The sequence below is a fragment of the Devosia sp. XGJD_8 genome (assembly GCF_046614475.1).
Lineage (GTDB): Bacteria > Pseudomonadota > Alphaproteobacteria > Rhizobiales > Devosiaceae > Devosia.
The window spans coordinates 331,797-352,635 of the sequence record NZ_JBKJHF010000002.1 but is presented as its reverse complement, the minus strand read 5'-3'; the positions used below and the strand labels follow the sequence as shown (position 1 = coordinate 352,635).

Sequence of the window (20,839 nt, the reverse complement as noted above, 5' to 3'; positions counted from 1 at the left end):
CCCGAATGGCCCAGATGAGCCGCAAACGCGATCTGTCCCTCCCCCTATCAGGGGGAGGTTAGGTGGGGGTATGGATGGCACAATCCTTCCGCATCCACCGCCGGGCGCCTCCACCTTGATCGGGGAGGCCGGGAGGGGGTGAGGGCTGGCCCCGAAGCTTGAGGCCAACCGACCCCCACCCTTGATCCCTCCCCACAAGGGGGAGGGTGTCGACTGAAGGTTCCGTGGCATTCAAGCCGAAGACCGACCATTCCTCCCCGCTACCGTCCCGACACGCACTCTGCTAACAGTTCCGCCCGATCGGCAGCCCGCCATGTGACTCGGAATCGCCATGACCACCAAGCCCTACACCGTCGACGAACTGATCTCCGCCAAGGCTATCGCCGCCCGCGTCGAGGCGCTGGCCAAGGAGATCTCCACCCACTTCGCCGACACCGACAAGCTGGTCGTCGTCGGCCTGTTGCGTGGCTCCTTCATCTTCATCGCCGACCTGGTGCGCGAGCTCGACCTGCCCGTCGAGGTCGATTTCATGGAGGCCTCCTCCTACGGCAATTCCACCGAATCCAGCCGCGAAGTCCGCATCCTCAAGGATCTGCGCGGCGAGATCGCCGGCCGCGATGTGCTGGTGGTCGAAGACATTGTCGACACCGGCTACACGCTCAAGCATGTGCTCGAAATCCTCGGCACGCGTCATCCCCGCCGCATGGAAGTCTGCGCCCTGCTCAACAAGCCCAGCCGGCGCGAAACCGATGTCGTGGCGAAGTGGATCGGCTTCGATATTCCGGACAAGTTCGTGGTCGGCTACGGCATCGACTACGCCCAGCGCAACCGCAACCTGCCCCATATCGGCGCCGTGCGCTTTACCGGCTTCTGAGCAGCCCGCAGGGACAAATCGCTCCAGTGGAGCGATTTGAGCGAAGAAGGTCATGAGGGCTATGCCCGAATGGCCCGGCCGGGGACTTGCTCTGCTTACGCAGCTTGAGTAAAAACCACGCCACGGTCTGCAGTTCACCGAGGCGTTGCCGTCCCGTCAGGGAAGCTAAACCTGCTTAGCACTACCTGACGATGACCCCATCCCCGGGTGCCCATTCGTAAGCCGGCGACCGACGAGCGATTTTTCGCCAATGGCACCCCTGAGGATTGTCATGTCGAAACTCCTGATCCCTTTCGCCACGCCCGATATCTCCACGCTGGCCCGTTCGCTGCGCCAGCAGCTGGCCCGGCTTGAGCACGCCCCGACCCATGTCGAAATGCTCAATCTGCTGGCCAGGGCCAATGGCCACGCCAATTTCCAGCAGCTGCGCGCCGATGCCCAGGCCCAGAGACGGCTTGCCGCCGAGGCCTCGTCCGAGCCGCCCATCGACCATGCTCGCCTCGAAAAAGTGCTGCGCCACTTCGATGCCCAGGGCCGCATGGTGCGCTGGCCGGGCAAGACCAATCACCAGGCGCTCTGCCTCTGGGTCATCTGGTCACGCATTCCCGCCGATCAACGCTTCAGCGAGCGCGAGATCAACCAGTTCATCATCGACGCGCATCTGTTCGGCGACCACGCCATCCTGCGCCGCTCGCTGGTCGATGCCCGCATGCTGGCCCGTACGCCGGACGGCAAGCTTTATCGCCGTATCGAGAAAAAGCCTGACCCCGACGCCCTGGCCCTGCTGGCCGCCATCGCCCAGCGGGTCACCGCCTGAGCGACGTCAGGCGGCGGTGAGGCCTGCCTCACCGCCCATTGGCATTGGCAGCGCCGTCCGCATCGGCATCGACACCCAGTCCGAAGGCATCGACCCGGCCCAGCGGCGCAGTCACCAATTGCTCGAGCGTGAAGGGCGGCGCAGTGGCTGGCATGCCGGCCGCGGTCAACAGGTCCCCTGCCCGCGCCGGCACGCGGCTGATCGGAATGACGGCGCCGGCCACCTCGAGCAGGCGGATCTGCCCCAGCCCCTGATAGGGCGGCCGCAGCATCGCCGCGGCATCGGTGCCCAGCAGCGGGTCGGCCACGGCAATGGAAACCCCGCTCCCCCGGTAGAAGGTGCGAATGGTCTGGCTGAGATAGAAGGCGAGCTTGTCCGAGCCGGCCGATGAAAAATGGATGCCGTCATCCTTGCGCATCCGGGCATTCTGCCCGTTCACATCCGGCCCATGCGAGGAATACTTGCCGTCCTCGCCCACGAAACGCTCATAGATGTCGAGATATTCGGCCCCGCCCGAAAAGCTCGCCAGCCGCTGGATATTGCTGATCTGGCTGATCGCGGCCGAATATTCGGTCTTGGACATGGGTGGCAGCCCGATCCACACCACCGGCTTGCGCGCCGCGCGCAGCTTGCCGAGAAATTCTGCAATCCGCGCCTGGTAGGCGACGTTCCATGGCTCGGTCAGCGGCGCATAGCGATTGCCATCGACCGTGATTTCCTGACGGTCATTGATGCCGATGATCACCACCGCGACGTCGAAACTGTCGGCCGCGATCTGCTCGGTGATCGCCTTGTCCCAGTCGAAATAGTCGTCCCGCACAAAGCCTGAGGAACTGACGCCCTGGTTGATCACCACCAGGTTTGGGTCCTCGGCGTAAAAGCGCTCCAGCGCCTTGCTGAGATCGATCGCCAGGGAGTCCCCGAATACCGCTAGGCGCGTGGCGTCGGACGCCTTCTCCACTTCCGGCTTGGACGGCGGCAGGCTGGCCGTCGCCGCGGGCGCCCGCTGGCGCGGTTGTTGCCGCTGCTGCACCGGCGGGGGCGGCGCCGCTTCTGGCTCGCCGAACAGCAGGTCGAACAGCGTGCGCCGCCGCGTTTCCTGCGCCACTTCGATCCGCGCCTCGCTCTGCGCAAGGGCAGGCGCCACGTCGATGAAGACGAGCATGCCGACCAGCAGGGCAATGGCGAAACGGATCATGATTATCCCGCGCAACAAGGCTCTATCCCTAGCAAGATCGCGATCTCAAAGCCATCTGGGTCTCCACGATGTTACCGCGCGGCCGCGGCAAGCGCCTCGTAGGATGCCCTTGTAATGAACCCGTCCGCCACCTCGCCCCGCGCCGCCTGGAAACGGGCATAGGCCTCCTGGCTGATCGGCCCCAGCCGGCCATCGACGGCCCCCTGGTAGAGGCCGAGCCGCAGCAGCGCCTCCTGAATCGCCTTGCGCTGGCTGAGATTGGGGAAGTCCGTACTGCGCGGCCAGTCATCGACGAAAGCGCCCCCGCCCTTCAGCCGGTCCGTCATATGCGCCACGCTCATCGCGTAGCTGTCGGAGAAATTGTAGCCCTTGAGCACCAGGTAATTCTGCGTCATCAGGAATTTCGGGCCGTCCTTGCCGGCCGGCACATAGAGAAACACCGGCAGGTTGGCATCGGCAAACTGCCGTCCCGCGACCCGCGCCACGCCCCGTTCGGCAAAGAAAGAGATGGGCCGCAATTCGGTCCGCGTCGCCAGCAGGTAGTCGAACCCTTCCGGCACCACCACTTCCATGCCCCAATCGACGCCTGGCTGGTAGCCCAGGCCACGCAGGAACCGCGCGCTGGTCACCAGCGCATCGGCCAGCGAATTGTGCAGGTCCACCTGACCGTCGCCATCCCCGTCCGTGCCATGCGCCACCACATTGGACGGGTTGACCTGCAGGTGCCCGATTGCTCCCGCCCAGGACCCCACCAGCGTCTGCGCGTCGCGCGGCCCGCGCTGCACCAGCTGCAGCGCCGCGATCAGGTCGGCCTCGTCCTCCACCAGTCGGGTGCGCCGCTGATGCACCAGCGTGGCGAGGGATCGCACGATCGGCCGGATCAGCCCGTCATTGCCAAGCACGGTGCCGTAGTCGGTCTCCATGCCCCAGATCGCGCCCAGGATATAGGGATCGACGCCATAGGCCTGCCCCACGGAGGCGAACAGCGCCGAATGCCGGGCGATGGCCGCCTTGCCGCGTTCAATGCGGCCCTGTGTCACCCGGCCCTCGATATAGTCCCACATCGGCGTGGTGAATTCGGGCTGGCTGGTCACAAGGTCCGGCACGCGCGGATCGGGCGTCAGCCCGCCCATCGCCGCGTCATAGGTCGACGCGTTCACCCCCGCCGCCAGCGCCTTGGCGCGGAAGCCGGCAATGAAACTGTCAAAGCTCTCCACCGGCTGCGCGAAGGCAGGCGTGGACAGCACAAGTGCAAGCATCACAAAAAGCAGGCGCATCTTTTCCCCGATCTGGCAGCTATCGCCTTCTCCCCTCGTGGGAGAAGGTGCCCGAAGGGCGGATGAGGGGGCACTTGCGCAGCCGCCAAGGGGCAGCAAACCTCCCCTAGCGATTGCGCGTCATCAGGTGCCGCTCCCACCAATAGGCGGATTCGACGATTTCCGTCAGGTCGTCATGCTGCGGCACCCAACCCAGCAGCTTGCGCACCTTCTCGCCCGTCGCTGTGATCGAGGCCGGATCGCCGGCCCGGCGTGGACCTTCATCGGCCCGCAGGTTGACACCGGACACGTCCCGCACCGTCTCGACCACCTGCCGCACCGAATAGCCCTTGCCATAGGCACAGTTGAGCGTCGTGCTCTCGCCGCCGCCGCGCAGATGCTTGAGCAGCAGGGCATGCGCCGCGATCAGGTCGGTCACGTGGATATAGTCGCGGATACCTGTGCCGTCCGGCGTCTCGAAATCGGTGCCGAAGATGTCCATCTTCTCGCGCTGGCCGAGCGCCACCTGGCAGGCCACCTTGATCAGATGCGTCGCTGCCGGCGTCGATTGCCCGCTGCGTTTGCCCGGATCGGCGCCCGCCACGTTGAAATAGCGCAGGACGCCATAGGTCATGGGATGGGCCGCCGCCACATCGGCCAGCATCCATTCGGTCATCAGCTTGGAGCGGCCATAGGGCGACATCGGGTTGAGTGGCGTGCTCTCTACCACCGGGGCCAGCCCCGTCATGCCATAGACGGCGGCCGTCGAGGAAAAGATGAAATGCTTCACCCCGCCCAGGATGGCCGCTTCGATCAGGTTGCGCGACGTCGCGGTATTATTGCCGTAATATTTGAGCGGGTTGGTGACCGATTCCGGCACCACGATCGAGCCGGCGAAATGCACGATCTCGGTAATGCCATGCTTGGCGATCAGGCTGCGCACCAGCTCGATATCGCCGGCATTGCCCGGCTCGTAGATGGCGCGGCCGTCAATGGCCCAGTCAAAGCCGGTCACCAGATTGTCGATGACGACGACCTTTTCGCCCGCATCCGCCAGGTTCAGCACCATATGGCTGCCGATATATCCCGCGCCCCCGGTCACCAGAACGGCCATTGGATAAACTCCATATTTCAAACGCTTATGCGCCCGCACGACAATCTATAGGGTGAGATGGCTCTCCCTGCCAACCCACCATGCGCACCGCTTGTGGCGGGAGCAGGACAGGGTTCAGGCGACCGGCCTAGCGCGAGATCGTGACGCCCAGCGTCACCCTGTGTGCATCCTGGATGCCGTCCGAGGTGCTGTCGGTGCGGTCATAGTCGTAGTCCGCCGTCAGCGCTGTATGGGCGTTGACCTTGTAGTCGGCGCCCGCGCCAAACCCGTAGCCGCTTTCGACATTGGCACTGCCCTCGAAGCGCGCCGTGTACCAGTCGGCCAGGGCCCGCAGCGCCAGCCAGGAATTGACCGTGTAGCCCACCTCGGCACTCGCCGTGTAATTGACCCGCGCTATGCCATTGGCATTGGGGCCGGGCGGCGCCACCACGGTGGCAAAGCCCGCCGTCATGCGCCAGGTCGGGTCGGGCGTATAGGTCAGCCGCGCGTCGTAAAGCTGGGTTACCACTTCGCCCAGGCTCGTCGCATCGAACCGGCGCAGCTGCAGGCCGGCCGAGGCCGTCGCCTCGAGCGTGTCGTTCCAGCGGCCGGTGACCCCGCCGCGCAGCGACGTATCGGTTGCGTCGGCCCGCACCAGCAGCGCCGACGACGGCAGGTCGAAAATGTCGCGTCCCAGCCCCGCCTGCCCGAACACCTCGAAGATCGGCGTCACCTGGAAGCCGACACGCAGCCCGGCATCCAGCGCCCAGTAATTCTCTTCCGAATTGTCATAGACGCTGCCGTCGGTCCGCGTGGTCGGGCCGTAGAGATTGCGCTGTGCAGCGCCCGTCACGGCGACATTGAACTTGCCGAACTGTCGCGTCACCCCCACATCGACGCCCCCGCTGGTGACCTGCGAGGCGATGGCCACATTGCTCGCCAGTCCCGGCGTACCCGGTATCGGCTTGCTCAGCGACAGGTTGGCATTGCCCGTCAGCCTGGTGACGCTGTCGAGGTCATAGCCCGTCTTCAGCCCCAGCCGCAGCGTCTCGATCTCGACGCTGTTGCCCCCGCTGGGCCGCACCAGCTCGGCCGTGCCATCAAAATTGATCGCCGACCGCGTACCGATATGTTCAAGGCCCACGCTCGGCACCAGCCGCACGTCGAACCGCTCGCCCGCCGTCGCCCTGCTATAGGTGCCGCGCAACGCCACCGACCAGTCGACATCGAAGAACGGGTCATAGGGCTCGCGCAGCCAGTCGCCATTGGCCAGCACCGGGTCGGTGGGATAGACATCGGGCAGCAGCCGCTCATTGTCGGCGTCCGAGCCCTCGCCCAGCGAATGGTCAGAGGCGGCCAACGCCGGCATGGCGAGCCAGAGGGCGCACATGGCTGTCGCGCTCGCCCGTCCGATTGTCTGCCGCCACCGCAAGGGCAAGATAAGCTCCGCCGAACTGGAAATGGCCCGCAGCATGACGCTCCGGGCTCGGCGCGATCCTTCCACCTTATGGTTAACGAAACCTTGTCGTCCCGGCGTTAACTGCCCGCCACGGCCTCGACCTTGAGCACCGCCCCGTCATGGCCGACTATGCGCACCGGCGTACCCACCGGCATATCGGCGCCCGACACCCGCCACACCGTGTCGCCCAGCACGATCCGGCCAAAGCCCTGCGCGATGGCCTGTTCCAGCACCGCCTCCTGCCCGACGAACTGGTCGGCCCGCCGGTTGAGATAGGGCCGGTCCGTCGGGGTGGGTCGATTGCGGCTCCAGCGCACCCAGAGCGCTATGCTGACCAGCGACAAGAGGCCGAAGATCAGCCATTGCAGCGGCCACTCGATGGGCTGGAACAACACCACCAGCCCCGTGACAATCCCCGAAATGCCCATCCACAGCAGGAACCCGCCCGGCACCACCAGTTCGAGGCCCAGCAGGATCAGCCCGGCCACGATCCAGGCCCAGGGCCCGTTGCTGCCGATGAATTCGATGACCTGCATCCTGGCCTCCTGTTACGACTGGCCCGCCGTAGGGGGACGCCCCGACCGCACGGGCGCCGACGGCGCGGCGCCGCCAAACGTCTCGCGCGCGATTTCGGCAATGCCGCCGATCGATCCGATCACGCTGGCTGCCTCGACCGGCAGCATCAGGATCTTCTGGTTGGGCGAGGTGGCAATGGCCTCCAGCGCCTTGATGTAGTTGTTGGCGACGAAATAGTTGATCGCCTGCACGCTTCCCGCGCCAATGGCGTCGCTCACCATCTGCGTCGCCTTGGCCTCTGCTTCCGCCGACCGCTCGCGCGCCTCGGCATCGCGGAATGCCGCTTCCTTGCGGCCCTCGGCCTCCAGCACCTGCGCCTGCTTGGCGCCTTCCGCCTGCAGGATTGCCGACTGCCGGCGGCCCTCGGCCTCGAGAATGGCGGCGCGCTTCTCGCGCTCTGCCTTCATCTGCCGTCCCATCGATTCCACCAGGTCCTTGGGCGGGTCGATATCCTTGATCTCGATACGGGTGATCTTGATGCCCCAGGGCGACACCGCCGTATCCACCACCCTCAGCAGCCGTTCGTTGATCTCGTCGCGATGGCTCAGCAGCTCGTCGAGGTCCATCGAGCCCATCACCGTGCGGATATTGGTCATGGTCAGGTTGAGAATGGCGTTTTCGAGCCCCGAAATCTCATAGGCCGCCGCCGCGGCATCCAGCACCTGGTAGAAAGTCACGCCATTGGCGGTGATCGAGGCATTGTCGCGGGTGATCACCTCCTGGTGCGGCACGTCCAGCACCTGCTCCATGACATTGATCTTGTGCCCCACGCTGTCGATGAAGGGCACGATCAGGTTGAGGCCAGGCTTGAGCGTGCGGGTATATTTGCCGAACCGCTCGATCGTGTAATTGTAGCCCTGCGGCACCGTCTTGGCGCCGGCGAACAGCACCAGCAGCGCCAGTATGCCAAGGCCGATCAGCGTGATGCTGAGCCCGTCGAGCGCAAAGCCGTTCACGATTTCCATCGCTGATTCTCCCTTGGTCTTCATTGCCGCGACCTTATGGTTGCGCCCGCCTTGGCGCAACGCCGTCCCGATCGGAACGAAGCCCCGCCGGGACTCGTTGGGATGGCACGATCAGTCAGCCCCAGAGTGCCACCATGCCTGCTTCCCGTCCCATCTGGAAAGGCCAGTTGCGCCTCTCCCTCGTCTCGATCGCGGTCGAGCTCTTTACGGCGACCAAGTCCAGCGCCAAGCCCAGCTTCCGCCAGATCCACGAGCCGACCGGCAAGCCGATCAACTACGAAAAGGTGGTGGCAGGGGTCGGACCCGTCGACAAGGACGAGATCATGAAGGGCTTCGAATATGAGAAGGGCGACTATGTCCTGCTCACCGACAAGGAGATCGACGCCGTCAAGCTCGAGACCCGCAAGACGCTGGAGCTGACCCAGTTCGTCGGCGCCTGCGAGATCGACCCGATCTATTTCGACAAGCCCTATTACATGGTGCCTGCCGACGATCTGGCCGAAGATGCCTTCGTCGTCATCCGCGATGCCCTGCGCAAATCCAACAAGGTGGGCCTCGGCCAGCTGGCCCTGCGCGGCAAGGAATACCTCGTCGCCATCAAGCCCTCGGGCAAGGGCATTCTGCTCGAGACGCTCCATTACGAGGAAGAGCTGCGCAAGGCCGATCCCTATTTCACCGAGATTCCCACCAAGACCGCCGATGCCGACCTGCTGGAGGTCGCCACCGCCCTGATCGACAAGAAGACCGCCAAATTCGATGCCGGCGTTTTCAAGGATCACTACCAGGCCGCCTTGCGCGAACTGATCGGACGCAAGCTCAAGTCCAAGGGCAAGACCGTTTCGACCAGGGACGAGCCCGCCGAAAGCCGGCCCAGCGGCTCCAATGTGGTTGACCTGATGGCTGCGCTCAAATCCTCGCTCGAAGGGGGCAAGGCGGAATCGGCAAAGGCTCCAGCCAAGAAACCGGCGGCAAAGAAACCAGCCGCCAAGGCTGCCCCTCGAAAGAAGGCGAGCTAGACCATGGCGACCCGGGCCGAGACGCTGCTCAAGGAATATCAGGCCAAGCGCGACTTCACCAAGACGCAGGAGCCGTCAGGCACGGCAGGCGGCGAGGCTAAGCCGACCGGCTTTCGCTTCGTGGTGCAGAAGCACGACGCCACTCGCCTCCACTACGATTTCCGCATCGAACTCGATGGCGTGCTCAAGAGCTGGGCCGTGACCAAGGGGCCCTCCAACAATCCGGCCGACAAGCGCCTCGCCGTGCGGGTCGAGGATCATCCGCTCGACTATGGCAGCTTCGAAGGCACCATTCCCGCGGGCGAATATGGCGGCGGCACCGTCATGCTCTGGGACGAGGGCACCTGGGAGCCGATCGGCGATCCACATCAGGCCCTGGAGGACGGTGACCTCAAGATGAAGCTCAACGGCCAGCGCATGAAGGGCGAGTGGGTCCTGGTCCACATGAAGGGGCGCGACACCAGGCGCAAGTCCGGCCCCGCCCGCGAGAACTGGCTGCTGATCAAGCACAAGGACGATTACGCCAGGGACAAGGAAACCCTGGTCAGCCGCTTCACCAAATCCGTGTCGACCGGCCGCGATCTCGAAGGCATAGCCAAGGGCCTCAAGCCTAAAAAGCAGACCACCACTGCAGCCTCCGCCGTCTGGCATTCCGACGAAGACAAGGCTGGCGATAATCCCCTGCCGGCCAAGACCAGGCGCAAGGCCAAGGCCGCCGCCCTGCCCGATTTTCGCCCGCCCCAGCTGGCGACCCTGGTCAACGACGTGCCCCAGGGCGGCGACTGGGTCTTCGAGATGAAATATGACGGCTATCGCTGCCAGGCCGCGATCGCCGGCGATCAGGTGCGGGTCTATACCCGCACCGGCAAGGACTGGACCACCCAGTTCGCCGCCATCGTGCCGCCCCTTTCTCGCATCACCAGCGGCAGCGCCCTCATCGATGGCGAACTCTGCGCCTTCGACAGCAAGGGCCGCACCGATTTTTCCACCCTCAAGGATCATCTCTCCAACGGGGGTCCGCTGACCTTCTTTGCTTTCGACCTGCTCGAACTGGACGGCGAGGACCTGACCGGGCTGCCTCTGCTCGAGCGCAAGGCGCGGCTCGAAAAGCTGCTGGGCACAATCGAATCCTCCTCGCTCGTGCAGTTCTCCACCCATGTCACCGGCAATGGCCAGAAGGTGTTCGACGCCGTTTCGCGTGAAGGCCACGAGGGCATCATCGCCAAGGAGGCGAACGCCCCCTATCGCAGCGAGCGCACCCGCAGCTGGCTCAAGATCAAGGCCAACCGGCGCCAGGAATTCGTCATCGCCGGCTGGTCACCCTCCACCAGGAAGAAAAGCTTCGCCTCCCTGCTGCTCGGCACCTGGGACGACGGCAAGCTGGTCTATCGCGGCCGCGTCGGCACCGGCTTTTCAGCCGAACTCGCCACCACGTTGCAGCAGCAGCTCGACAGGCGGGCCCGCAAGACCAATCCCTTTGTCAATGTCCCCAGGCCCATTGCCCGCAACGCCCATTGGGTCGCGCCCGAACTGGTGGCCGAGATCGGCTACGCCGAATTCACCCCCGATGGCATCCTGCGGCACCCCTCTTTCCTCGCCTTGCGCGAGGACAAGCCGGCAGGCGACATCACCCTCGAACAGCCCACTCCGGCCCTCGGCGTCGCCGTGGGCCTCAGCGCCCAGGCGGGCATCAACGCCGCCGAGGCCGCAGGCATCAAGCTCACCAGTCCCGATCGCGTCGTCTATCCCGGCCAGGGCGTCACCAAGGCAGACCTCGTCGCCTATTACGCCGCCGTGGCCGAGCGCATGCTGCCCTATATCGAAAACCGTCCGTTGAGCCTGCTCCGCTGCCCGCAGGGCCGCTCCAAATACTGCTTCTTCCAGAAACACGATACCGGCGGCTTTCCCGACGCCATGAAGTCGGTCCTGATCACCGAGAAAGACGGCAGCAAGGAAGACTATTTCTACATCGACGACCTGGCCGGCCTTATCTCCGGCACGCAGATGAACGTGCTCGAATGGCACCTCTGGGGGTCGCTGATCAAGGATGTCGAAAAGCCCGAGCGCATCATTTTCGATATCGATCCCGATGAGGGCCTGGGCTTCGAGCATGTGCGCAGCGCCGCCATCGATATCCGCGAGGAATTGCAAGCCTGGGGCCTTGAGAGCTATGCCCTGGTCAGCGGCGGCAAGGGCGTGCACGTCATCGCCCCGCTTCGCCCCACCACCGAATGGCCTCAGGTCAAGGGCTTCTGCAAGACCTTCGCGCAGCGCCTTGCCGACAAGCATCCCGATCGCTTCGTCGCCACCATGAGCAAGGCCAAGCGCAAGGGCAAGCTCTTCATCGACTACCTGCGCAACGAGCGCGGCTCCACCGCCATCGCCCCCTGGTCCACCCGCTCGCGCGAAGGCGCCCCTGTCGCCGTCCCGGTAGCCTGGGCGGAACTCGACACCATCAAATCCGCCAACCAGTTCACCCTCGCCGACGCCGCCGCCCGCGCCAGCCAGCCCGACCCCTGGAAAGGCTATTTCTCTACCACCCAGTCCATCACCAAGGCCATGTGGAGCGCCGTGGACGGGCCGAAGGGCTAGGCGGTCGCAGGAAGGGCCGGGGCCATACCACCCCACCCTTGATTCCTTCCCACAAAGGGGAGGGTGTCGACTGAAACATCGTCCCCCACTTATCCCCCTCGCCAAAACCCATGCCATAATCCTCCCCATCACTCCGCATGGGCGGCCTGCAGGCGAACAGTGGCGGGGTGAGCCGGGCGCGGGTTTTGCCTCTCGCGCAGGTTCGAGTGCCGGCCGCAGCATGGCGAGCGATCATTCTGCGCGATAACCGGTCCTGTTCCAAAAACCGGCGCCCCGAGGCGAATGTCGTCTCGTTTTATATTTCCAGAGGCGGCATCCGCCTCGGGGCTCGTCCATCTCGATAACCGCGCTGCAGGCGGCACTTCCGCACGTCGCATTGACGACTAACATGTTAGTTGCTAGGGCAGGGCAAATCCGGAGCTCAGGCATGGCCGCACTCGACAGCATTCTCACCGTGGACGAGATGAAGACCCGCGCGCGCCGCAGCGTGCCCAAGATGTTCTTCGAATATGCCGATAGCGGCAGCTATACCGAGGGCACCTATCGCGACAACGAGAGCGATTTCAACAGGATCAAGCTCAAGCAGAAGGTCGCGGTCAATCTCGAGGGGCGCAACCTCTCCACCGAAATGCTGGGCAAGGCCATCACCATGCCGGTGGCCATCGCCCCGGCCGCGACCGGCGGCATGCAGATCGCCGATGGCGAGATCAAGGCCGCCAAGGCGGCCGAAAAATTCGGCATCCCCTTCACGCTCTCGACCATGTCGGTCTGCTCCATCGAGGACATCGCCGAAAATACCACCGCCCCCTTCTGGTTCCAGCTCTATGTGATGCGCGACCGCGGCTTCATCGAGCGGCTGATCGACCGGGCCAAGGCGGCAAAATGCTCCGCCCTGGTCCTGACCATGGACCTGCAGATCCTGGGCCAGCGCCACAAGGACATTCACAACGGTCTGTCCACCCCGCCCAAGTTCAATGCCTATTCGCTCTGGCAGATGATGCAGCACCCCATCTGGTGCGCGCGCATGCTGGGCACCCGGCGGCACACCTTCCGCAACATTGTCGGCCATGTCAGCGGCGACCATGACCTGGCGTCGCTCTCGGCCTGGACGGCCAGCCAGTTCGACCCGACCCTGAATTGGGCCGATATCGCCTGGGTCAAGCAGCGCTTCGGCGGTCCGGTCATCGTAAAGGGCGTGCTTGATCCCGATGACGCACAGGCGGCGATCGACAATGGCGCCGACGCCATCGTGGTCTCCAACCATGGCGGCCGCCAGCTCGATGGCGCGCCCTCCACCATCCGCGTCCTGCCCGAGATCGTCGACCGCGTTGGCCACAAGACCGAGGTCTATCTCGACAGCGGCATCCGCTCGGGCCAGGACGTGCTCAAGGCCCTGGCCTATGGCGCCAAGGCCACCTTCATCGGCCGGCCCATGCTCTATGGCCTGGGCGCCGGTGGCGAGGCGGGCGTGACGCGGGTTCTCGACATCATCCGCAAGGAACTCGATACCACCATGGCCCTGTGCGGCGAGCGCGACATCCTCAATGTCGGCTTGCACAATATCTATTCCAACGACATCCCGCCGCGAAACGCGCCCGTCGCCAAATAGCACTTATCCCCGGTAGGGCCGTCCGGTGCTAACATCGCCTTCGGTGAGCTGGGAATAGACCGCCTCGGCCACCGCCTTCATCTGCGCCTCGGGCAGCGTGCCCACCACCGTGCAGGTGATGCGGGCATTGGCCCAGTAAAAAGCCTCGGCGCCCTCATGGGAGGCGAACTGATAGGCCGGCTGGCCATCGGGCAAGGCGGCGGTGACATAGATGGTGACGCGCTGCTTGTCGGGGTTTTCATACATCAGCTGCGCCGCACGCCCGCCGGCATTGGGCGCGCCCGGCAGCAGGCGGCCGCCCACCAGCGCAAATCCCTGCGCCTGGAGGTCAGGCATGCCCAGCGTCGTGTCGAGCCGGTTGGACAGCCAGCTCGTCAGGTGCTCGCTGTCATCGCTCCCCACCTCGACGGCGTGGCGGTTCTCGGCGACATAGACCGTGTGCGCATTGACGGCATCGGCAATCAGCGTGGCGCTGGGCGGACGCGTCTCCAGCAGCGGCCGGACGAACCAGCCGGCGCCCAGCCCGACCCCGACCAGCAGCACGGCAGCTACCGCCCAGCCCCAGCGACGGGTCCGGCGCCGACCAATCTCGGCGGCAAGGCGGCGCGGCTTGAGACGGGCCGATACCGGCTCGGCCCCGGCCGGTCTGAACATGGTGCGGATCGCATCATTCTGCCGCTGGATCAGCGCCACCTCGGCAGCAGCTTCCGGATTGGCAGCCAGATGGGCTTCGACGGCCAGCCGATCGCTCTCGGGCAATTGTCCGTCGCAATAGGCCATCAGCATGTCGCGGGTGATCTGCGTCATTTGACGGTCCTCAAGTGCGGTTCGGCAGGCGTGCCGGTCAGCAGGCGCAGCGCGGCGCGCGCCCGGCCGAGCCGGCTCATCAATGTACCGACGGGAATATGCAGGATATCGGCAGCCTCCTGGTACGGCAGGCCTTCCAGGGTAACCAGCAGCAAGGCCTCCTTCTGCTCCAATGGCAGCGTTTCAATGGCACGGGCCAGTTCGGCCAGCGCGATGTGGCCCGGCTGCGGCGCCGGCATGGCCAACTCGGGAACGGTGTCTATATCCACCTGCTCCCCCCGCCGCCGCGATGTCCGGAGCGTGTTGCGATAATGGTTCAGCAGGATGGTGAACAGCCAGGCGCGAACCGGACCGGTGGGCCGGAACAGGCCGCGCCTGGCAATGGCGCGTTCGAGACAGTCCTGCACGAGATCGTCGGCCAGGTCGATATTGCGCGTCAGCGCGCGGGCATAGCGCCGCAGCGCCGGCACGCAGGCTTCGACCTGGTCGAGGAAGTCGCTCAAGGATCGGTCCCGTCGGGATTATTCGATGGCAAGATGCCAGACACCGCCGACGCCGTCACCGGTGATGTCGCCAGGAGCCTTGTCATCCTTCCAGTAATACAGCGGCATGCTCTTGTAGGCCCACATCTTGGTGCCATCGGTGCGATCGACGACCGTGAAATCGCCTTCCGCGGCGGCCGAGGCATCGGCCATCAGCGGCGGCCAGTTGATGGCGCACTGCTCGTAGCAATTGGTGACGCCGGGCTCATCCTTGTCGAAGATGTAGAGCGTCATGCCATTGGCATCGGTCAGCACCATCTTGCCGCCGATATCGGTCGATTTGACGGCACCGCCCAGATAGTCGGTGGCGAAGGCAGGCATGGCGAACAGCGCAAGAGCAGCGGCGCCGGCGAGGATCGAACGGAGTTTCATGGGATGTTTCCCTCCATGTTGCGGGACCGTCATCGCGGCCCTCAACCTGTCAACATCCCTGCCGTGGGTTTAATCCGGCCGCGCGACGATAATTTTCAGATCTCAGTCGTCTGTCGCCATCAGGCCATGGTCGATCACATAGCGCGTCAGGCCCGCCGTGGTGCCGATGCCCAGCTTCTTTTTGATGTTCTTGCGATGCGTCTCGACCGTGCGCACCGAAATATCGAGCTCGCCCGCCACATCCTTGTTCGAGCGACCACGCGCCACCAGCAGCAGCACCGACTGTTCCCTCGTGGTCAGCGGCACCACGGCGCTCTGCTTGCTGCCCTTGTGCAGTATGGCTTCGGCCACGCCCGTCGAAAAATATGTCCCGTTGGCCGCCACAGCCTCGATGGCCGAAATGATCTCCACCGGCGAGACATCCTTGAGGATATAGCCGGCCGCGCCATACATCACGGCGGTGGAGATATATTCCCGGCTGTCATGCATCGAGAGCATCAGCAGCCGCGCTCGCGGCAGGCGTTCGCGGAACAGCTCGATGGCGTCGAGCCCGCTCAACTCGGGCATGTTGATGTCCATCATCACCACGTCCGGATTTTCCAGCTCCGCCAGCGCCAGCGCCGCATGGGCCGAACGCACGGCGCCCACCACCTTGATATGGTCGAAGGTCTCGACCACCGAGCGGATGCCTTCCAGCACCAGCGGATGATCGTCGCAGATCAGGACCTTGATGGGAGCTGCGGCAGCACTCATGCGGGCACCGGGTCGACATGCTGGGTGATATAGGTGGATTTGGGCAGGCGGGCCTTGAGCGTGGTGCCCTTGGAGGTGGTGCGGACTTCAAGCGAGCCGCCGAAATGCTCCATGCGCTCCTGCATGTTGCGCAGGCCGAGCCCCCGGCTGCTGCGGCCGGCAGGCGGGTGGACGAAGCCCTGGCCATCGTCCTCGATCAGCATTTGCGGGCCATGACCGGCACTGGTGATGACCACGCGCACCTTGGTAGCATTGGCATGGCGTTCGATATTGGTCAGCGCCTCCTGCGCCACTCGATAGAGTGCGGTACGGGCTTCGGGCAGGATCATGTTCTTGAAGGCGACCGACTTGAGTTCGACCGCTACGCCCGTGCGCTCGGCAAAGCTGTCGGTGAGCGCCTCGAGGGCCGCCGTGAGTCCAAGATCGTCCAGCACGCCGGGCCGCAGGTCATGCGAGATGCGGCGGATTTCCTTGATGGCATTGTTGAGGCCCTGGCGCCCCCGCTCGATGACATCGGCGGCGTCGCTCGATCCGGCCCTTACCTTGGAGGCGGCGAGGTCGAGCATGTAGCGCGCGGCCACCATGGTCTGGGAAATGCCGTCATGCAGCTCGCGGGCAATGCGGGCGCGCTCTTCTTCCTGCGTGTCGACCACGCGCTGCGCCAGCTCCTTGAGCTTGCTGTCGGCCAGGCGGCGCTCGCGCAGGGTGATGAGGAAACTGGCGAGGAACACCGCAAAGACGATGGGCACGGTAATGGCGGCCACGATGATGAAGGTCGTGTCGATATGGCTGCGCAGGTCCGCCTCCGCTGCCGCCGTCTGGGCGAAGACATCATCGAGATACACGCCCGTTCCCAGCATCCAGCGCCACTTGTCGAGCCCGACGGCCCAGGAGAGCTTGTCGGCAATTTCCCCGGTCGAGGGTTTCTCCCACTTGTATTGATGCAGCCCGCCCCCCTCCTTGGCGCGCTCGATCAGGTTGTAGATGACGCGGTTGCCATCCGGATCGGTCAGCCCCAGCCAGTTCTGGCCATGGCGGAAGGTCTGTCGCGGATGGACGATATTCACCCCGTCATAGTCATAGGCGAAGAAATAGCCATCCGGGCCATAGTCGAGTTCGGACAAAATGGCCTGCACCTGCCGCTTGGCATCCTCGTCATCGGCATCGGCAGCCTGATAGATTTCGGCAATGGCCGAGACGGCCATATTGGTCAGGTTGAGCAGCTCGCTTTCCTTGGCCTTGAGCAGGTTGCGCTCGAAGGTAGCGATGCTGGCACGTGCCAATTGGGTCGACTGCGACGTCACCAGCGCGGTGATGGCGAGGATCGCCAGCATCAGCGGCAGGACCGACAGGGCCAGGATTTTCTGTCTGAGATTCATCGTCGCCTTCAGGCTCCTCCACCCGATGTCAATATTCTAGCATGTCTGGGCAGGTTCGATCTGCGTATTAGTGGGTAGTCCGGCGGCGAGATCGTGGCGCGCGGAACCACCTGCTCTGGACACGGGCACTGCAGGCGGTAACTCTGTCGCCGACACGAGCCCGCCCTCATTTGAGAAGGCGGCAAGTCAATCCGGCGGCGCCAATGCCGCCCATCCTCGGGAGGAACTATGAAAAGACGTGAGTTTTTCAAGTCGGCTTCGGTCGCCACGATCGGCGCTGCCGCCGCCGCCACACTGGCCACCCCGGCCATTGCCCAGGGCAATATCAACTGGCGCATGGTCACCACCTGGCCCAAGAATTTCCCCGGCCTCGGCGTTGGCGCGCAGCGTCTTGCTGACCGCATCACCGCCGCTTCGGGCGGCCGCCTGACCGTTCAGGTCTTCGCCGCCGGCGAAATGGTACCGGGCCTGCAGGCCCTCGATGCCGTCATCGACGGTTCGGCCGAAATGAGCCATGGCGCTGCCTATTACTGGCAGAACAAGAGCCAGGCCCTGTCCTTCTTCACCGGCGTGCCCTTCGGCATGACCAGCCGCGAAATGACCGGCTGGGTACGCCACATGGGCGGCCAGGAAATCTGGGACGAGATCTATGACCAGTTCGGCCTGCAGGGCTTCCTGTCGGGCGATACCGGCACCCAGGCGGGCGGCTGGTTCAAGAACGAGATAACCGGCCTCGGCGATGTGCAGGGCCTGCGCTTCCGTACCCCGGGTCTGGGTGGCCAGGTCTGGGCCAAGCTTGGCGCCTCGGTGACCAACCTTGCCGCAGGCGAAATCTTCGCTGCGCTGCAGTCCGGCACGCTGGATGCTGCCGAATTCGTCGGTCCCTATAACGACCTGGCGCTCGGCTTCTACCAGATCGCCAAGAACTACTACTTCCCCAGCTTCATCGAACCGGGCCTCGCTACCGAACTGGTGGTGGACAAGGCCAAGTTCGCGGCGCTGCCGGCCGACCTGCAGGCGCTGGTCAAGGATGTCTGCCAGGCCGAATACGACAACGTCGCGGCTGACTTCGCTGCCAACGATCCGCGTGCCCTGCAGTCGCTCGTCAGCGAGCACGGCGTGCAGATCAAGCAGTTCCCCGAGGAAATCCTCGAGGCCGGCGCCAAGGCTGCTTCCGAACTCCTGACCGAGATCCGCGAAAGCGGTGATGCTCTCACCAAGAAGACGGCCGAAAGCTTCATCTCCAGCCTCAACATCGTGCGCCAGAAGACCGAGGGCACCGACTCGCTGTTCCTTGCAGCGCGCCAGAAGTACTTCACGCTGAGCTAAGCGCCTCGGCACAACGCCAGCCATCCCGGCCCCATCGCTTCGGCGGTGGGGCTTTTTACTGCCCGCACAAAAGAGAAGGGCCCGGACGGCAATGCCATCCGGGCCCTTGGCTTGTCTGACGCGCGTCGCCTCAGTTGTAGATCATCCTGGGCAGCCAGGTGATCAACTGCGGGAAGGCAAAGAGGATCATCAGCCCCACCACCTGCAGGATCACGAAGGGCACCACGCCCTTGTAGATCATGCCGGTACTCACCCGCGGTGGGGCCACGCCGCGCAGATAGAACAGGGCAAAGCCGAAGGGCGGGGTGAGGAAGCTGGTCTGCAGGTTGACGCCAACCATCACGCCCAGCCAGATCGGGTCGACGCCCAGCGCCAGCAGCACCGGTGCGGTGATCGGAATCACGATGAAGATGATCTCGAACGTGTCGAGGATGAAGCCCAGCAGGAACATGATCAGCATGACGATGATGGTGGCGCCGATCGCGCCGCCCGGCATGGACGAGAGGAATTCGTGCACCAGGTTGTCGCCGCCCATCATGCGGAACACGATGGAGAACACCGCCGCGCCGAACAGGATGATGAACACCATGGAGGTGATGGTCGCCGTCGAGATCACGGCCTGGCGCAGGATGGAGAAGGTCAGCTTCCAGCGCAGGGCGGTGAGGATGATGGCGCCCACCGAACCCACCGAGGCGGCTTCCGTCGGGGTGGCGATGCCGGCCAGGATCGATCCGAGCACGGCCAGGATCAGCAGCAGCGGCGGCAGAAGTGCCACGACCACTTCCTTCCAGAGTCCGGCCTTCTCCGCCTCCGGCACCGGCGTTGCCGGGCAGGATTTGGGGTCGGTGACCGCCTTGAAGACCACCCAGGTGGCATAGAGCCCCACCAGCAGCAGGCCCGGAATGATGGCGCCGGCAAACAGCGCACCCACCGAGACCGGCTCGGGCGCGAAATTGCCCTTCTCCATCTGCACCTGGGCATTGATGCCCGAGAGCATGTCGCCCATGAAGATCAGGACAGTGGACGGCGGAATGATCTGCCCCAGCGTGCCCGACGCGCAGATGACGCCCGTGGCCAGCTTGGGATCATATCCGGCCCGCAGCATGGCCGGCAGCGAGATAAGACCCATGGTCACCACGGTGGCGCCGACCACACCGGTCGAAGCGGCGAGCAGGGCACCCACCAAGATAACCGAGAGGCCGAGGCCGCCACGCAGGTTGCCGAAGAGCTTGCCCATGGTGAGCAGCAACTGCTCGGCAATGCCGCTGCGTTCCAGCATGACGCCCATGAAGATGAAGAGCGGCACGGCGACCAGCACCTCATTGGTCATCAGGCCAATGTAGCGCCCGGCCAGCGAACCGTAGTTGGACGGGTCATAGACGCCGAGCCACCACCCGACGAGACCGAAGATCAGGGCTGTGCCGGCGAGGGAGAAGGCCACCGGGAAGCCCAGCATGAGCACGCCGATAACGCCCAGGAACATGAAGCCGGCGAGGATTTCGCCAATCAGAATGGGATCCATCAATGCGCTTCCTTGGCGTCACGGGCGCCGTAGCGCAGGTCATCGGGCAAGAGGTCGTCGCGGCCGGCCAGCACCAGTATGGACCGGGCCGCCATGGCCAGGCCCTGCAGGCCCACCAGCACGCAGAACACGATGATGAAGCTCTTGAGCACGAACAGGCCCGGCATGCCGCCAATATTGCCCGACCCCTCGTAGTAGCTCCAGGAGCGCAGCACGGCGGGGGAGGTATAGGTGTAGACGACGTAGATGAAGGGGAGCAGGAACAGCACGACGCCGAACAGGTCGGCTATCGCCTTCCGGCGGATCGAAGCGGGGCGGTAGAAAATGTCGACCCGCACATGATCGTCGCGCATCAGGGCAAAGCCGGCCACGCCCGTGAACATGGCCCCGCCCAGCCAGACATAGAGATCCTGCATCCACAGGGTCGACGTACTGAACGCATAGCGCTGCACGACGACTGCGAAGCAGGCCAGCACGCAACCCAGCGCGAGCCACGACAGAACCTCGCCGACAACGCGGTTCAAACCGCTGATCGTGCGGGCAAGCAAAGCAAGAGCTTGCAATCTATCCTCCCCTCTCCCCGCCGGGATGGTCCCGGCATTCTTGCCGATTGATCGGCAGGTTGCAGTCACGTCAACACGGTTGGTTGGCCGCCGCAAGATGCTCTGGCATCTGCAGCC

At 64.5% G+C, this 20,839-nt stretch carries 19 protein-coding genes; 6 read left to right on the top strand and 13 right to left on the bottom strand.

What is annotated here, in order from left to right:
• Nucleotides 1-331 precede the first annotated feature (331 nt).
• Together hpt and ACLI1C_RS17230 are read left to right on the top strand one after the other, a co-directional pair.
• Nucleotides 332-874: a hypoxanthine phosphoribosyltransferase gene (hpt, locus tag ACLI1C_RS17235; protein WP_411398788.1), complete on the top strand. Its 543-nt coding sequence runs from the start codon at nt 332-334 to the stop codon at nt 872-874.
• Between the two features lie 271 nt (nt 875-1,145).
• On the top strand, nt 1,146-1,691 hold the full coding sequence (locus ACLI1C_RS17230; protein WP_411398787.1) for a DUF2087 domain-containing protein: 546 nt from the start codon (nt 1,146-1,148) through the stop codon (nt 1,689-1,691).
• 28 nt (nt 1,692-1,719) lie between these two features.
• Here ACLI1C_RS17230 and ACLI1C_RS17225 read toward each other — a convergent pair whose 3' ends face one another.
• From ACLI1C_RS17225 to ACLI1C_RS17200, 6 genes are all read right to left on the bottom strand, one after another.
• Entirely contained in the window at nt 1,720-2,889 is a 1,170-nt protein-coding gene (locus ACLI1C_RS17225) for a DUF459 domain-containing protein (RefSeq protein ID WP_411398786.1), read from the bottom strand.
• A gap of 71 nt (nt 2,890-2,960) precedes the next feature.
• Nucleotides 2,961-4,166, bottom strand: coding sequence for a lytic murein transglycosylase (locus ACLI1C_RS17220; RefSeq protein WP_411398785.1), 1,206 nt, complete (start codon nt 4,164-4,166; stop codon nt 2,961-2,963).
• A 106-nt stretch (nt 4,167-4,272) separates the two neighbouring features.
• The gene (galE, locus tag ACLI1C_RS17215) at nt 4,273-5,259 is read right to left on the bottom strand and encodes a UDP-glucose 4-epimerase GalE (RefSeq protein WP_411398784.1); all 987 of its coding nucleotides are present in this window, start codon (nt 5,257-5,259) and stop codon (nt 4,273-4,275) included.
• Nucleotides 5,260-5,386: 127 nt separating this feature from the next.
• Nucleotides 5,387-6,628 carry an outer membrane beta-barrel protein gene (locus ACLI1C_RS17210; protein ID WP_411398783.1) on the bottom strand — a complete coding sequence of 414 codons (1,242 nt, stop codon included), beginning with the start codon at nt 6,626-6,628 and terminating at the stop codon, nt 5,387-5,389.
• Nucleotides 6,629-6,774: 146 nt separating this feature from the next.
• The gene (locus tag ACLI1C_RS17205; RefSeq protein ID WP_411398782.1) at nt 6,775-7,233 is read right to left on the bottom strand and encodes an NfeD family protein; all 459 of its coding nucleotides are present in this window, start codon (nt 7,231-7,233) and stop codon (nt 6,775-6,777) included.
• A 12-nt stretch (nt 7,234-7,245) separates the two neighbouring features.
• A complete protein-coding gene (locus tag ACLI1C_RS17200; protein WP_411398781.1) occupies nt 7,246-8,238 on the bottom strand; it encodes an SPFH domain-containing protein in 993 nt (330 codons plus the stop codon).
• 134 nt (nt 8,239-8,372) lie between these two features.
• Here ACLI1C_RS17200 and ACLI1C_RS17195 point away from each other — a divergent pair, with 134 nt between their 5' ends.
• The 3 genes from ACLI1C_RS17195 to ACLI1C_RS17185 all read left to right on the top strand — a co-directional run bounded on the left by ACLI1C_RS17195 (nt 8,373) and on the right by ACLI1C_RS17185 (nt 13,455).
• A complete protein-coding gene (locus tag ACLI1C_RS17195) occupies nt 8,373-9,254 on the top strand; it encodes a Ku protein (RefSeq protein WP_411398780.1) in 882 nt (293 codons plus the stop codon).
• Nucleotides 9,255-9,257: 3 nt separating this feature from the next.
• Nucleotides 9,258-11,846 carry a DNA ligase D gene (ligD, locus tag ACLI1C_RS17190; RefSeq protein ID WP_411398779.1) on the top strand — a complete coding sequence of 863 codons (2,589 nt, stop codon included), beginning with the start codon at nt 9,258-9,260 and terminating at the stop codon, nt 11,844-11,846.
• A 427-nt stretch (nt 11,847-12,273) separates the two neighbouring features.
• Nucleotides 12,274-13,455: an L-lactate dehydrogenase gene (locus tag ACLI1C_RS17185; protein WP_411398778.1), complete on the top strand. Its 1,182-nt coding sequence runs from the start codon at nt 12,274-12,276 to the stop codon at nt 13,453-13,455.
• A 3-nt stretch (nt 13,456-13,458) separates the two neighbouring features.
• Here the strand turns inward: ACLI1C_RS17185 and ACLI1C_RS17180 are convergent, their stop codons facing one another.
• The 5 genes from ACLI1C_RS17180 to ACLI1C_RS17160 form a co-directional block, all read right to left on the bottom strand.
• A complete protein-coding gene (locus tag ACLI1C_RS17180) occupies nt 13,459-14,262 on the bottom strand; it encodes an anti-sigma factor family protein (RefSeq protein ID WP_411398777.1) in 804 nt (267 codons plus the stop codon).
• Nucleotides 14,259-14,765: a sigma-70 family RNA polymerase sigma factor gene (locus ACLI1C_RS17175; RefSeq protein WP_411398776.1), complete on the bottom strand. Its 507-nt coding sequence runs from the start codon at nt 14,763-14,765 to the stop codon at nt 14,259-14,261. The genes ACLI1C_RS17180 and ACLI1C_RS17175 overlap by 4 nt, the downstream gene beginning before the upstream one ends.
• A gap of 18 nt (nt 14,766-14,783) precedes the next feature.
• Nucleotides 14,784-15,176 carry a hypothetical protein gene (locus ACLI1C_RS17170; protein ID WP_411398775.1) on the bottom strand — a complete coding sequence of 131 codons (393 nt, stop codon included), beginning with the start codon at nt 15,174-15,176 and terminating at the stop codon, nt 14,784-14,786.
• A gap of 102 nt (nt 15,177-15,278) precedes the next feature.
• Nucleotides 15,279-15,929: a response regulator gene (locus ACLI1C_RS17165; protein ID WP_411398774.1), complete on the bottom strand. Its 651-nt coding sequence runs from the start codon at nt 15,927-15,929 to the stop codon at nt 15,279-15,281.
• Nucleotides 15,926-17,308, bottom strand: coding sequence for a cache domain-containing protein (locus ACLI1C_RS17160; RefSeq protein ID WP_411398773.1), 1,383 nt, complete (start codon nt 17,306-17,308; stop codon nt 15,926-15,928). Before ACLI1C_RS17160 ends, ACLI1C_RS17165 begins: the two co-directional genes overlap by 4 nt.
• Before the next feature lie 228 nt (nt 17,309-17,536).
• Between ACLI1C_RS17160 and ACLI1C_RS17155 the strand changes: the two genes are divergently transcribed.
• On the top strand, nt 17,537-18,637 hold the full coding sequence (locus tag ACLI1C_RS17155) for a TRAP transporter substrate-binding protein (protein WP_411398772.1): 1,101 nt from the start codon (nt 17,537-17,539) through the stop codon (nt 18,635-18,637).
• A 130-nt stretch (nt 18,638-18,767) separates the two neighbouring features.
• Here ACLI1C_RS17155 and ACLI1C_RS17150 read toward each other — a convergent pair whose 3' ends face one another.
• Both ACLI1C_RS17150 and ACLI1C_RS17145 read right to left on the bottom strand, forming a co-directional pair.
• Entirely contained in the window at nt 18,768-20,159 is a 1,392-nt protein-coding gene (locus tag ACLI1C_RS17150; protein WP_411398771.1) for a TRAP transporter large permease, read from the bottom strand.
• Nucleotides 20,159-20,722 carry a TRAP transporter small permease subunit gene (locus ACLI1C_RS17145; RefSeq protein WP_411398770.1) on the bottom strand — a complete coding sequence of 188 codons (564 nt, stop codon included), beginning with the start codon at nt 20,720-20,722 and terminating at the stop codon, nt 20,159-20,161. The genes ACLI1C_RS17150 and ACLI1C_RS17145 overlap by 1 nt, the downstream gene beginning before the upstream one ends.
• Between the last annotated feature and the right edge of the window lie 117 nt (nt 20,723-20,839).

Excerpts from the sequence above, each read along its gene's own strand:
- hpt (WP_411398788.1), top strand. The coding sequence starts at position 332 with ATGACCACCAAGCCCTACACCGTCGACGAACTGATCTCCGCCAAGGCT.
- ACLI1C_RS17230 (WP_411398787.1), top strand. The coding sequence starts at position 1,146 with ATGTCGAAACTCCTGATCCCTTTCGCCACGCCCGATATCTCCACGCTG.
- ACLI1C_RS17225 (WP_411398786.1), bottom strand. The coding sequence starts at position 2,889 with ATGATCCGTTTCGCCATTGCCCTGCTGGTCGGCATGCTCGTCTTCATC.
- ACLI1C_RS17220 (WP_411398785.1), bottom strand. The coding sequence starts at position 4,166 with ATGCGCCTGCTTTTTGTGATGCTTGCACTTGTGCTGTCCACGCCTGCC.
- galE (WP_411398784.1), bottom strand. The coding sequence starts at position 5,259 with ATGGCCGTTCTGGTGACCGGGGGCGCGGGATATATCGGCAGCCATATG.
- ACLI1C_RS17210 (WP_411398783.1), bottom strand. The coding sequence starts at position 6,628 with ATGTGCGCCCTCTGGCTCGCCATGCCGGCGTTGGCCGCCTCTGACCAT.
- ACLI1C_RS17205 (WP_411398782.1), bottom strand. The coding sequence starts at position 7,233 with ATGCAGGTCATCGAATTCATCGGCAGCAACGGGCCCTGGGCCTGGATC.
- ACLI1C_RS17200 (WP_411398781.1), bottom strand. The coding sequence starts at position 8,238 with ATGGAAATCGTGAACGGCTTTGCGCTCGACGGGCTCAGCATCACGCTG.
- ACLI1C_RS17195 (WP_411398780.1), top strand. The coding sequence starts at position 8,373 with ATGCCTGCTTCCCGTCCCATCTGGAAAGGCCAGTTGCGCCTCTCCCTC.
- ligD (WP_411398779.1), top strand. The coding sequence starts at position 9,258 with ATGGCGACCCGGGCCGAGACGCTGCTCAAGGAATATCAGGCCAAGCGC.
- ACLI1C_RS17185 (WP_411398778.1), top strand. The coding sequence starts at position 12,274 with ATGGCCGCACTCGACAGCATTCTCACCGTGGACGAGATGAAGACCCGC.
- ACLI1C_RS17180 (WP_411398777.1), bottom strand. The coding sequence starts at position 14,262 with ATGACGCAGATCACCCGCGACATGCTGATGGCCTATTGCGACGGACAA.
- ACLI1C_RS17170 (WP_411398775.1), bottom strand. The coding sequence starts at position 15,176 with ATGAAACTCCGTTCGATCCTCGCCGGCGCCGCTGCTCTTGCGCTGTTC.
- ACLI1C_RS17165 (WP_411398774.1), bottom strand. The coding sequence starts at position 15,929 with ATGAGTGCTGCCGCAGCTCCCATCAAGGTCCTGATCTGCGACGATCAT.
- ACLI1C_RS17160 (WP_411398773.1), bottom strand. The coding sequence starts at position 17,308 with ATGAATCTCAGACAGAAAATCCTGGCCCTGTCGGTCCTGCCGCTGATG.
- ACLI1C_RS17155 (WP_411398772.1), top strand. The coding sequence starts at position 17,537 with ATGAAAAGACGTGAGTTTTTCAAGTCGGCTTCGGTCGCCACGATCGGC.
- ACLI1C_RS17150 (WP_411398771.1), bottom strand. The coding sequence starts at position 20,159 with ATGGATCCCATTCTGATTGGCGAAATCCTCGCCGGCTTCATGTTCCTG.